Consider the following 12,622-nt stretch of genomic DNA (forward strand, 5'->3'; position numbering starts at 1 on the left):
CTTGGTATTTTTTCTACCAATGTAAGGAGAACATCATGACCATCAGTATTTGGCTATCATTATTATTAATTTGTATTTTAGGGGCGATGTCACCAGGACCGAGTCTTGCTGTTGTTGCTAAGCATAGCTTAACCGGTGGGCGTAAACATGGCTTAGTAACGGCTTGGTCTCATGCTTGTGGGGTAGGTTTATACGCATTATTAACATTATTAGGGCTTGCGGTTGTTTTAAAACAATCACCAACAGTCTTTAATCTGATTAGCTATGCAGGAGCTGGCTATTTAGCCTACCTTGGCGTAAATGCGTTGCGATCTAAAGGTGGCGTTGCAGAAAAACTCGCAGCAGGAAAGCCTTCTTCACTACTTCATGCGGCGAGAGATGGTTTAATGATCTCATTATTAAACCCTAAGTTAGCGTTATATTTTTTGGCTCTATTTAGTCAATTCGTTGCGTTGGGAACAGAAACTGGAAGTAAAATTGTTATTGTAGCGACACCACTATTAGTCGATGGATTATGGTATACCTTAGTCGCTTGTGTCTTATCATATCCTCGAGTGTTACAAACGTTAAGATCCCGTGCAGTATTGATTGATCGTTTATCAGGTGTTGTGCTTATTGGGCTTGCTTGTCGTGTACTCTGGCTAGTGTGATTGTAAAACTTAAAAGAAAAGAGCGGCAAAACCGCTCTTTATAGTCTTTAAATTACTCACTGCGACGATTTAGATGGCGCTCACGTGTTTCAGCTTTTTTCTCAGGACTTTTCTTTAGCATGACATATAGCGCACCAGTGCCACCATGTTGCCGTTGCGCCGAGTGAAAGCAAAGCACATCAGATATTTGTTCTAGCCATGTTGTGACATAGCTTTTCATTAATGCTGGGGGATTAGCACGCTCACCTTTACCATGAACAATCATAACGGTGCGAATATCTAAACGTTGTGATTGCTTTAAAAATGCTAATATTTCATCACGCGCTTGTTGTAATGACTTTTTATGAAGATCTAAACGACCGTGAATATCGTACTTACCTTGACGCATTTTTCTAAAGACAGCTTCTTGTACACCATCTCTTTTAAATTCAATCATATCATCAGGTTTTACCATTTTGGCATTATCTAATGATAAGTATTCAGAATCACTTTCAGCGAGGCTTTGAGCGGCAATTCGACGAGCTAGTTGAGACTCTGATACCTGATATTTTTGTGAAATGGTCACAGTATCTTGTTTGATTGGCGCAACATCGGCCATCATTTCTTTAAAAAGGTCTAATTCATTATTATCTGGCATAGGACTTTCACTTTAAGTAACCGATGCTATTGATTATACAAGTGTAATAAAATCTTGCCTAGTTGATGGTGAAAGGTAAGAAGATGAAAAAGATCGCTTAGGAGATATAAAGCCCCATGCAATATATAAATTGCGAAACGTTACTAGCGAGGGGAAGTTGCTGTGACTGTTCTATAGATAAAGTAACCACCAAATAATAGCATTAAGCCAAACGCTGAAAAATAATTAGTATCTAGGCAAGTCCTATACTATTTCCAAATAAAAGCGCTAACCAAAAGTCCATATAGATCCCTAGCGTTTAGATATGATGGCGGTTATTCAAGCAATGTGTATAGCCTGTTGTTATGATCTAGAACAAGAGTAAAAAGGCTGTTTCATTGTTGTGGTTATTTGTGCGTTTGAGAGCACTTAAGTTACCGAGAATGCACAAATTTGGTTGCTTGATGAGCAAAAAAATTCGTTACAAAAAAAAATACCGTATAGGGGTTGCTAAAATCAATTTGGCGAGTATTATAAGCGACCTCGACGACGCAGAGCGTTGTTGAATTTGTCGGTGAATAGCGCAGTTTGGTAGCGCATCTGGTTTGGGACCAGAGGGTCGGGGGTTCGAATCCCTCTTCACCGACCACTATTTAAAGGTAGTGGTTTAATAAAACCATTATTTACAGTCGGTGAATGATGTAGCTTGGTAAGCATCCTATTTTTGGAAATAGCGGACCAGAGGGTCGGAGATTCCTTCTCTATATAGACTCAGCTCTTCACTGACCACAATTTAAAAGTAGTGGTTTAATAAACCATTATTTACAGTCGGTGAATAGCGCAGTTTGGTAGCGCATCTGGTTTGGGACCAGAGGGTCGGGGGTTCGAATCCCTCTTCACCGACCACTATTAAAAGTAGTGGTTTAATAAAACCATTATTTTCGTCGGTGAATGACGTAGCTCGGTAAGCATCCTATTTTTGGAAATAGCGGACCAGAGGGTCGGAGATTCCTTCTCTATATAGACTCAGCTCTTCACTGACCACAATTTAAAAGTAGTGGTTTAATATAACCATTATTTACAGTCGGTGAATGACGTAGCTTGGTAAGCATCCTGTTTTTGGAAACAGCGGACCAGAGGGTCGGAGATTCCTTCTCTATATAGACTCAGCTCTTCACTGACCACTATTAAAAGGTAGTGGTTTAATTAACCATTATTTACAGTCGGTGAATAGCGCAGTTTGGTAGCGCATCTGGTTTGGGACCAGAGGGTCGGGGGTTCGAATCCCTCTTCACCGACCACTATTAAAAGGTAGTGGTTTCGATAAAACCATTATTTACAGTCGGTGAATGACGTAGCTTGGTAAGCATCCTGTTTTTGGAAATAGCGGACCAGAGGGTCGGAGATTCCTTCTCTATATAGACTCAGCTCTTCACTGACCACAATTAAAAGGTAGTGGTTTCGATAAAACCATTATTTACAGTCGGTGAATGACGTAGCTTGGTAAGTATCCTGTTTTTGGAAATAGCGGACCAGAGGGTCGGAGATTCCTTCTCTATATAGACTCAGCTCTTCACTGACCACAATTTAAAAGTAGTGGTTTAATATAACCATTATTTACAGTCGGTGAATAGCGCAGTTTGGTAGCGCATCTGGTTTGGGACCAGAGGGTCGGGGGTTCGAATCCCTCTTCACCGACCACTATTTAAAAATAGTGGTTTAATAAAGCCATTATTTACAGTCGGTGAATAGCGCAGTTTGGTAGCGCATCTGGTTTGGGACCAGAGGGTCGGGGGTTCGAATCCCTCTTCACCGACCACTTATTAGAAGCCTCGTCGAAAGACGGGGCTTTTTTGCATCAGATGTCTTTCATATTTTGTTGAATAGCATGTTTGGTAGAGCATCACAGCTCTAGGTAAATGGCGGACCAGAGGGTCGGGGGTTCCTGATCTATTAAAAAACTGCTCTTCACCGACCACTTATAAAAAGCCTCGTCGAAAGACGGGGCTTTTTTGCATCAGATGTCTTTCATATTTTGTTGAATAGCATGTTTGGTAGAGCATCACAGCTCTAGGTAAATGGCGGACCAGAGGGTCGGGAGTTCCTGATCTATTAAAAACCAGCTCTTCACCGACCACTTATAAAAGCCTCGTTGAAAAACGGGGCTTTTTTACATCTGATGTTTATAAACCCTGTGAGTAAATAATACGATTTAAAGTGTTGTTCCACAGCCATGTGTTGGTATTTATGACGTTAGCTTTTCCCATCCATCACACTGTGCCGTAACACCTTTGGTGATCCTTTCAACAGTAAATCCTTCTTTCTCCATCAAAGCGGGAAGTCCTTGCTCTCCGATTAAATGAAATGCGCCGACAACAACCATAAACCGTCCAGATTGATAATCTTCTGATTCACTGAGTATTTTTGTCCATTGACGATTCCGAGAAAAAATTAAGGCATCGTTGGTTTCTGGATCAAATTGGGTATCGTTGAATAGTTCGGTAAATTTTTTACTGTCGCCTTGTTTCCATACATTAACTAAACATTTCAGTGCTTGCTCTGTTTGTTGCCAGTTATTGATGGTCTCTAACAACATGTTAGTGCCATTTTCAGGTAAGTTTTGAAGCAGGTTTAATTGATGCTCAACCGTTTCAAATGCCTTAATTGGTAGATTTTGCTGCTGCGCTCTTTTCAATAACACATAATCGATACCCTGATCGGTCGATAGATTTTGTTGCTTAGCGAGTGCAAGCTGGAGATAAGTTGCTGTCAACCATGGTGGCTGAGCAATAAGGTGTTCATAAGGAAGTTGTAGTGATGTTGTGATTATTTGAAGCGTTTGGAGTTGTTTGGAATTGAGTTTTTCTTGGGTTAATGGTGGCTGGTATTGTTCTATGGTCGATGTTGATTGAGTGAGTATATTGGCTTCAACAATTAATGCATCAGCATTTTTCCATTGCGTTAAAAAAGCCTTTGGTAATGGAAACATGTCTTTCTCACCCGCATGTATTGAACCTAATACATAGAACTGGCGTTGCGTGTCATAAATTTTCCAAACAATGGGCTCTGCGAATGCATGATGAGAAATAAATGGCAGCAGCACCAGAATTTTCGAAAGTAAGGATTTAAACATTCATCGCCTTAAAATAAGAAATTATACTTTTTCTTAGTTATAACAAAATATTCCTGATTAGTAATAAAAAAGGCTACAGATAGTAGCCTTTGGTGTTAGTTTGGTTAGCGAAGACTAGGGTGAAGCCAGAACCACCAAATAATTAATGCAATAGCAGCAATGCCTAATAACAAGCACATACTATTTCTCCTGTGCTGATTTAGCTTGGTAGCTAGGTTTAAATAAGCGAAGTCGATTGGCATTGGTAACTACCGTTATGGATGATAACGCCATGGCAGCCCCCGCAATGACTGGGCTGAGTAATGCCCCCGTGAGTGGGTACAATACACCTGCAGCAACAGGAATACCTAAGCTATTGTAAATAAAAGCACCAAATAGGTTTTCTTTCATATTTCGCAAGGTTGCTTTAGATAACTCTAAGGCATCAACCACCCCATGAAGAGAGTGACGCATTAATGTAAATTGCGCACTTTCTATCGCAACATCAGTGCCACTTCCCATCGCAATACCGACTTCTGCCAATGCAAGAGCTGGAGCATCGTTGATGCCATCACCGACCATTGCGACTCGATTACCTTGCTGTTGAAGCTGTTTTATTTGCGCCGCTTTACCATCGGGTAGCACATCAGCAACTACATCCGTGATGCCTAATTTAGTCGCGATAACTTGTGCTGTTTTAAAACTGTCTCCCGTTAGCATCACAACAGTCAGACCCATTTTTTGCATTCGTTTAACCGCACTTAATGAGTCACTACGTAGAGGATCGCTAATGCCAATAATTCCTATAAGTTGGTTATTTTTCGCTAAGTAAACAGGTGTTGCACCTTGAGATGCGATATTATCAAAGTCAGTTTGGGCTTGATTGATATCAACATTGTATTGGGTCATTAATTTTTCATTTCCCAGTATCACGCTGCTTGTATCAATAGTGCCTGACACACCCATACCTGCAATGGCTTTAAATTCTGTTACTCGACTGAGAGTCAGATCTTTTTGTTTCGCTGATTCAATAATAGCATTCGCTAAAGGATGCTCCGAACCTTGTTCTAAGGTAGCGGTTAATTGTAATAGCTGATCTTCAGTAAGAGCGGTATAGCTCTGAATACTTACCACTTGTGGCTTCCCTTCAGTGAGCGTACCTGTTTTATCTAACACAACAGTATTGATGTTGGCTGCTTGCTGCATAGCTTCAGCATCACGGATTAAAATCCCCAGCTCTGCTGCGCGCCCAACACCTACAGTGACTGACATTGGTGTAGCAAGACCTAATGCACAAGGACAAGCAATGATAAGTACGGTCGTTGCAGCGACTAACATATAAACCGATGACGGTGCTGGACCGAAGTAGTACCACACCATGGCAGTAATGATGGCGATGATCATGACACTTGGCACAAAGATGCTTGAAATAGTATCAGCTAAGCGTGCAAGTGCGGGTTTGCTGCTTTGCGCTTGACGAACGAGTTGGATAATTCGAGCTAGCATTGTATCGCTGCCAATATGCTCAGCTTTAAAGAGTAATGCTCCTTGCTGGTTGATAGTCCCTGCTCTGATTTTGTCACCATTCTGTTTGTGAACAGCAAGAGGCTCACCCGTTAGCATGGATTCATCTATATAGGTATTACCTTCAATAACGACACCGTCAACAGCGACTTTTGCACCAGGGCGAAGACGTAACGTCATCCCACTTTTTATTTCATTGAGTGGGCGCTCATTTTCCACGCCGTTTTCAACTACGATAGCCGTTTGTGGTTGTAGATCGATTAAACGCTCTAATGCTTTCGATGTTTGACTGCGAGCGCGAGCTTCAAGGGCATGGCCTAATGTAATTAAACCGATAATCATGGCTGTTGCTTCAAAGTAAACATGTCGAGCAGATGCAGGAAACATATCTGGTTTTAGCACTACAAGCATTGAAAATAGCCAAGCAGCACCGGTCCCCAGCGCAACTAATGTATCCATAGTAGCGCGATGATGTTTGAATGCTTTCCAACTATTGATATAGAAATCTTTACCAACAGTTACGAGCAATAATAGGGTGATTAAGCCAACAAATCCCCATGCTAATTGGCTGGTGGTTGAGTCGATCATCATGCTACCGCCAAAGATCCCCCAAGCCATCATAGGAACCCCTAAGCCAAGTGCAATAAATGCATTCCTTAAGTGTGTTTTGAATGTTTGGGTATTTTGTTGTTGTTGACGATGACGTCGAGTTTGTTCATCTTCACTGATTTCAGCGCCATAACCGGCTGCAGTAATAGCGGTAATAACGGCTTTTATATCAGGATTACCTGAGATAAGTGCTGTACGCTCCGCAAGGTTTACACTGACGGTATCAACACCTGTAACTTGCTTAATCGCTTTTTCAACAGAGGCGACACAACTGGCACATGTCATACCTGATAACAGTAACTGTTGAACCTGAGAACTTTCAGATGAGAGAAGAGCATTTAGCGCTTTATCATCCTTGTTCTCTTGCTCATTGGTGTTTACTGGTTGAGCTAATTTGTCATCTATAGTTGTTTGTGTTGCTTGGTAGCCAGCCTCTGTAATAATGGAAATGACATCTTCTGCAGTAAGTATTGTTCTAATTTCTGCATGCGTTTTATCTAAAGCAAGGATTTTGATCTGATCATTGGCTTTTAGTTTCTCTGTCAATTTGGCAACGCACTTTCCGCATGAAAGCCCTGATAGAGTAAACATCAGTGTGTCTTTTTCTAATTCCGACGAAGCAGGTATTACTTGATAACCCAGTGATGTAATAATATCGGTAAGTGTTTGCTCACTTAGAGAGCCCGTTATATCAGCTGTTTCTTTCGTTATACTAGCGCTGAAAATATCATTCCGGCTTGCTAGTGCGGCTTTAACTTTAGCCACGCATCGACCACATGATAAACCAGCTAGTGCAAGTTGATAGTGGAAACCGACGTGATAGCCTAATGCATTGATCTTTTCAGACATTGTTTTTAGTGGGCTTTCACTATTTACAGTAATTTGCTTTGTATCTATATCGATAATTTGGCAGTCGGGCAATGTTGCTAAAGCTGAACGTATTTTATTTACGCAGCTCATGCAATGGACGTTCGCGAGTGGGAGAGTAATAGCATTCATTTTGAGCCCTTACGCCTTACTATATTTAAAGGATGAAGTAAGAATAAACCTTCCAGTTACTGTAAGGTCAAGGTATGTTTGGTGTATTTTAAAGAATAGATAAAACGTGGAAGGATAAAGATGATTAATATAAGTGAAGTCGCTGAAAAAACAGGGCTAACAGCAAAAACTATTCGGTTTTATGAAGCGAAAGGTGTGATAAGCCCAGCTCCTAGAGGTGCTAATGGATATCGTTATTATAATCAAAACCATATTTCAGAGTTACTGTTGATCAAACGTTCTCGAATGATTGGATTTTCTCTTGATGAATGCCGTGATTTATTAACGTTATCAATGAACTCAAGTCGTCAGAGTCGTGATGTAAAACAAAAGGCGGAAGAAAAGTTAAAAGAGATAGATATTAAGATTAATGAATTACTACAGATGAAGAAAACACTAGAAGCATTAACGAAGCAATGTCCTGGAGATAAAAATTCAACCTGTCCGATATTGGAAGGGTTAGTACAACAAGAATAAACAGGCGCTAGAAAATTAGCACCTGTTATTAATTCTGATTATGAATTACTGTCAGTCATTGCAAGTGTGCCGTCGTAAGGGATCACTTGTAGCTTGGGTTTTGGATGCTTTGTGAAAATCACAAGTTCATCTTTATTCAGTCTTTGTAACGAAAGCTGGTACCAAAAACGTTTATTTGCAAAGTTTAAGCTCTCTATCGAAGAATCAGTAATTTTCTTGGTGTGATCTTCATTACTGGTGATTAATATTGCCGCATTGCCAAAAGCGTAAAAATACAGTCCTTTTAATACGGTATAGCCATTATCTTGTTTTGGGTCGGGATAGTCTATTAAGGTGTATTGACCAAATTTACAACTGCCGAACTGTTCATGGCCGGGAGTGGTTAATTTATAGTTAAAGTCGCAACCCATACCGTTAATAATTGGAAATAACATCAGAGCAACTAAGGCCATGATGATGTATTTAATTTTTTTCATACAGTTTACCTGCTGAATCTATATATATAGTGCCTTTCGATGGCAGGTTTTTAGGCAATTCATTTAAGTTAAGAAGCTCTATATTACCACAGATCTGCTGATTATTAACGGATACACAGGGTGGTGTTTGCCAACTACTGGTCCAAAGTCCTATCCATGCTAATAATGCAATCATGGATATACCACAACCAATTTTTGCTATCTTTGATAACGGTTGTTTTGCTGTGGTGTCATTTTTCTGCTCACCGTTATTATCCAATAATGCAGTTACATTCTCTTCTTTATTTAAAGATGCGGTTGCACTTTGGCTAGTCGTTATATGGTCACTGTCTGATACGATCTCTGGTTGGATTTTATGCTGTATAAAAGTGTTTTTAGCAATCGTAAATCCAGCCCCTTTTATCGTAATGATAATTTCATTTTTTGTTTTAAAAGCTTTGCGTAAATTAGCGATAGCAACATTTAATGAGTTAGGTACAACGACTTTATCAGGCCAACCGATCTCCAGTAATTTATCGCGGCTAATAATCTCACCATTATTATCAATTAAGTATTGTAGTATTTTTGTCTCACTAGCACTGAGTTTGGTTGTAGTATCAGGTGTAGAATAAGCGCTTTTTTGGGGTTCAAAGCTATCTTTACCCTGCTTATATATAATCATTGATTTACCTATTCACTATCTACAAAAGACCATAGTCGCCTTTTAACGTATTTATCATTGTTATTATTTATAGTGCTAAATGTATCTTGGCGCAGCGGGATAAACTACGCAATTTTTAGCAGTTACTCTGTCTAAATTGAAGACTTAAGTAACATGTATTGGATGAAAGAAAAACAAAAAATAATCCAGTATCTTTTTTGTCAGCATTGATGCTAACAAAAAAATTTATTTATGGAAGAGATAATAAAAGTAGCAGATACCACATTGTGCAGATAAATTAATCTTTGAACGTTTTTTGATAATTCAATACACCTATATAAAGTAATGTTTTTAGATGGCTGGAATCATAAAAAAGAACTATTTAATTATTTGTTTTTTATTGCTTTATGTTTTTTTACATGGTTTTTTTATCTTTTTTTAGAACTGTTTTTTCTAGATGAATTGTTTTGTATTTTCCTTTATCTCCTTTTTTTTCTGAAAAAACTATTTTTCAGAAGTCCGATTTTTTTTGTGGTGAAAAACACAAAATAATTGTGAACATCATTTTTTATTACTTGCCATAACATCGTATTCGTCACAAAATACACCCCGTTCCTGACAATAACTGCTTTGCGATACACATTAAAAAAATAGTACGCACTACATAAAGCAGACTTAAAAAGTTTAAGCATTACTCAATGGAGTTAAACATGAAATTGAAATCTCTATCTCTATCTGTACTAGCAGCTTTATCTCTAGGTGTTGCTACATCTGCTACGGCAGCTGATGCAACTACTAGCACTACAGCTACAGCGCCTGCACAAACTGCTCCTTCTTACGATCAATCTGGTTTCTGGGTTGGTGGCGCACTAGGTATGGGTTACGTATCTAACAGCGATATTTCTAAGTTCCCTGGTTCTGCAAACGGTGAAGCACCAAGTGTTAAACTAGATGCTGGTTACGACTTCAACCAATACTTCGGTATCTACGGTAGCTACGATTACATGCATGATCTAGGTAATGCTGACATGCACCTAGGTACTTTGGGTGTGAAAGGTAACCTACCTCTAACTCAAAAACTATCTGCGTTCGGTAAGTTAGGTGCTACATACATCTACGCTGATAACAAGAACTTTGCAAACAACGCGCTACACATGAAGTCTGACAGCTTCTCACCAACAGTTGGTTTAGGTCTGTCTTACCAAATCACTCATGCACTATCTACTCAAATCGGTGCTGATTACTACCAAGACCTACGTACTTCACACGGTCACGCTGATCTAACTCAAGCGTACTGGGGTATGACTTACAAGTTCGGTCAACCAGCAACTCCAATGGTTGTTACTAACAACGTTGAAGTAGTTAAAGAAGTAGCTGTTGAGTCTCAAGTACCAACTCGTTCTTCTTACGTTCTACCATACCAAAATGGTCAAACTAAGCTAAATGACTACGGCCGTTACAACCTAGGTGAAGTTATTGCAACTATGCAAGCTAACCCAGAAGTTAACGCTCAAATCATTGGTCGTGCAGACAAAGTTGGTTCTGCTGCAGTTAACGAAAAAGTTTCTGCAGAGCGTGCAGCAAACGTTGCTAAATACCTAGAAGCTAACGGTATCGACGCATCTCGTCTAACTGTTTCTTCTGTAGGTTACAACAACCCACTTAAAACTGACTCTGCGACTAATACTAACTACGTTCAGCGTTCAGTACAGATCATCCTTAAGTAATTAAGACTGATCCACATCTATCTAGTATTTTATTACTAAGATAAATTAATGCCGGTGATATTTTCACCGGCATTATTTTTTTAATCACATTCTCATTAAATCACTTTTAATTCGTCGCGCTTAATGCGGAGGACGGTGTACGTCAAGCGTAAGCGATTTAATTAGAATGAATTAAGATATGTTGTAAGGACTAATAATGAAAAAAACAACGTTATGTTTATTAGCATTAATGACCATTTCATTAACTGGGTGCTTTTCCAACCAGCAATTTGAAAAATCAGCACAAATGGTTGGTGATTGGAAACTAAAAGGTGGAGTTGAGCTCCCCGGTATTACAAAGCATCGACCATCATTAAATATTGAATCAAACATGAAGGTAACAGGTTTTACCGGTTGTAATGTTTTTAAAGGTAAGGTTGAGCCAGTCGGTGATTTTTCGCTTCCATTTGTCACGCGCAAAATGTGTTTACCTGAGTTAGTTAAACAAGAAAATAATATGCTAAATGTGTTACGCAGTGCGACAAGTATTGAAGTGATTAACAATAGCCTCATTGTTGATGCTGGCGATAAGTTTTTGGTATTTGAAAAAACTAATGCAAGTTGATTGTCTTATGTGATTTAATTTTATGTAGAGCCCAGCCATTGTGCTGGGCTTTTTTATAAGTAGAACTAAGGATAGAAGATGCCTGTTATCGCGCCAACGCAAGTCGTATTTACTCAACAACAATGGTTGCTTGATAGTACTGTACTAATGATAAGTCATTCAGGTGACGAAAATTATGTTGTTACCCAGTCGACCCCTTTTCATCCTGTTAGCCATATTTGGCCTGATCATCCTGCTGATCAAGGGATGATTATTCATGCTGATAAACAGTATCAGGTTAACAATTGTGTCGTTGGTGCTATTGAGCTAGCAACAAACAATCTTTTTATTGCCCAAGACATTCCGGTTAAACGGGATACGGAAGGATGGGTGTTTGTTGTTGTTCATATTATTACAGGAACAATAGACTTTGATATTGGCAATACAGTGACATTGTCTGTTGATAGGGAATATCAGCAAAGTTTGAGTCGTGGACATAGTGCGGGGCATTTATCTTCTTTAGCGTTAAATAAAGTTCTTCATAATGACTTCTGGCGAAAAGAGCCGACTCGTAGAGATGAGCTTGGTTTCTATGATTTTCATAGCTATGCCCAAGAAAAAAGTGAAGTGACGCCCGATCTCAGTACTGACACGTATCGTTTAGGTAAAACATTACGTAAGCGTGGGCTAAACAGCGCAGATCTACTAGCAGAACTTAATGTTGTAGCTGAGCGTATTAATCTGCAACTCAGTGATTGGGTAGCATTAAAAACTGCTGTGGTAATGAGGCGAGAAGGTGATCATCTGACAGATTCGCGTTATTGGCAATGTAATTTAGGCTCTGAGGGCGTTATTGAGATCCCTTGTGGTGGAACTCATATTTTATCTTTATCTGAATATCAATCAGTTACCGTTAATTTTAAAGTGAATTCAGACCAAGAGATTGTGATGTATACCAAGAGTGTGAAAGCGTAATATTAAACGTTTATTTAGATTTTATTCTCTGAGTTATGCTTATAAAGATAAAGATCCTAATTTATATAATGCATGATCATTGTGTTTTAATATTATTTCTTGGATTTATATCCTGTTTAAAATCCAAATACAACATATGTAACTTATGCTTTCGGGAAGTGTATTGATAAATGTTCTTTTGATACCTGTTAGCTG

General features: G+C 39.2%; 10 protein-coding genes and 5 tRNA genes. 10 read left to right on the plus strand and 5 right to left on the minus strand.

Annotation, left to right across the window (positions count from 1 at the left end):
• The first annotated feature begins 35 nt into the window (after positions 1–35).
• Positions 36–650, plus strand: coding sequence for a LysE family translocator (locus tag C9J42_RS00110; RefSeq protein WP_107205393.1), 615 nt, complete (start codon positions 36–38; stop codon positions 648–650).
• Between the two features lie 52 nt (positions 651–702).
• Here C9J42_RS00110 and smrA read toward each other — a convergent pair whose 3' ends face one another.
• Positions 703–1,287: a DNA endonuclease SmrA gene (gene smrA / locus C9J42_RS00115; protein ID WP_105060798.1), complete on the minus strand. Its 585-nt coding sequence runs from the start codon at positions 1,285–1,287 to the stop codon at positions 703–705.
• 551 nt (positions 1,288–1,838) lie between these two features.
• Here smrA and C9J42_RS00125 point away from each other — a divergent pair.
• The 5 genes from C9J42_RS00125 to C9J42_RS00145 all read left to right on the plus strand — a co-directional run bounded on the left by C9J42_RS00125 (position 1,839) and on the right by C9J42_RS00145 (position 3,085).
• Positions 1,839–1,915: transfer RNA gene (locus C9J42_RS00125), tRNA-Pro, on the plus strand.
• Positions 1,916–2,095: 180 nt separating this feature from the next.
• Positions 2,096–2,172: transfer RNA gene (locus C9J42_RS00130), tRNA-Pro, on the plus strand.
• 318 nt (positions 2,173–2,490) lie between these two features.
• A tRNA-Pro gene (locus C9J42_RS00135) sits at positions 2,491–2,567 on the plus strand.
• Positions 2,568–2,890: 323 nt separating this feature from the next.
• Positions 2,891–2,967: transfer RNA gene (locus tag C9J42_RS00140), tRNA-Pro, on the plus strand.
• 41 nt (positions 2,968–3,008) lie between these two features.
• Positions 3,009–3,085 (plus strand) — tRNA-Pro (locus C9J42_RS00145).
• 426 nt (positions 3,086–3,511) lie between these two features.
• Here the strand turns inward: C9J42_RS00145 and C9J42_RS00150 are convergent.
• Positions 3,512–4,399 (minus strand): TraB/GumN family protein, encoded by an 888-nt coding sequence (locus C9J42_RS00150; RefSeq protein WP_107301576.1) that lies wholly within the window; start codon positions 4,397–4,399, stop codon positions 3,512–3,514.
• Positions 4,400–4,579: 180 nt separating this feature from the next.
• Positions 4,580–7,510: a copper-translocating P-type ATPase gene (locus C9J42_RS00155; protein ID WP_107301577.1), complete on the minus strand. Its 2,931-nt coding sequence runs from the start codon at positions 7,508–7,510 to the stop codon at positions 4,580–4,582.
• Between the two features lie 120 nt (positions 7,511–7,630).
• Between C9J42_RS00155 and cueR the strand changes: the two genes are divergently transcribed.
• A complete protein-coding gene (gene cueR / locus C9J42_RS00160) occupies positions 7,631–8,026 on the plus strand; it encodes a Cu(I)-responsive transcriptional regulator (RefSeq protein WP_107205396.1) in 396 nt (131 codons plus the stop codon).
• Between the two features lie 38 nt (positions 8,027–8,064).
• Here the strand turns inward: cueR and C9J42_RS00165 are convergent, their stop codons facing one another.
• Complete coding sequence (locus C9J42_RS00165; protein WP_107205397.1) at positions 8,065–8,502, minus strand: hypothetical protein; 438 nt, start codon at positions 8,500–8,502, stop codon at positions 8,065–8,067.
• Positions 8,489–9,163 (minus strand): winged helix-turn-helix domain-containing protein, encoded by a 675-nt coding sequence (locus C9J42_RS00170; RefSeq protein WP_107245689.1) that lies wholly within the window; start codon positions 9,161–9,163, stop codon positions 8,489–8,491. The genes C9J42_RS00165 and C9J42_RS00170 overlap by 14 nt, the downstream gene beginning before the upstream one ends.
• Before the next feature lie 689 nt (positions 9,164–9,852).
• On the opposite strand from C9J42_RS00170, the gene C9J42_RS00175 reads away from it, so the two are divergent.
• From C9J42_RS00175 to C9J42_RS00185, 3 genes are all read left to right on the plus strand, one after another.
• Positions 9,853–10,869: an OmpA family protein gene (locus C9J42_RS00175; RefSeq protein WP_107205399.1), complete on the plus strand. Its 1,017-nt coding sequence runs from the start codon at positions 9,853–9,855 to the stop codon at positions 10,867–10,869.
• A 196-nt stretch (positions 10,870–11,065) separates the two neighbouring features.
• Positions 11,066–11,473 (plus strand): META domain-containing protein, encoded by a 408-nt coding sequence (locus tag C9J42_RS00180; protein WP_107290610.1) that lies wholly within the window; start codon positions 11,066–11,068, stop codon positions 11,471–11,473.
• Between the two features lie 78 nt (positions 11,474–11,551).
• Positions 11,552–12,427 (plus strand): metal-dependent hydrolase, encoded by an 876-nt coding sequence (locus C9J42_RS00185; RefSeq protein ID WP_107290609.1) that lies wholly within the window; start codon positions 11,552–11,554, stop codon positions 12,425–12,427.
• Positions 12,428–12,622 lie beyond the last annotated feature (195 nt).

The sequence above is a fragment of the Photobacterium sp. GB-56 genome, from assembly GCF_003026105.1.
Taxonomy (GTDB): Bacteria; Pseudomonadota; Gammaproteobacteria; order Enterobacterales; family Vibrionaceae; genus Photobacterium.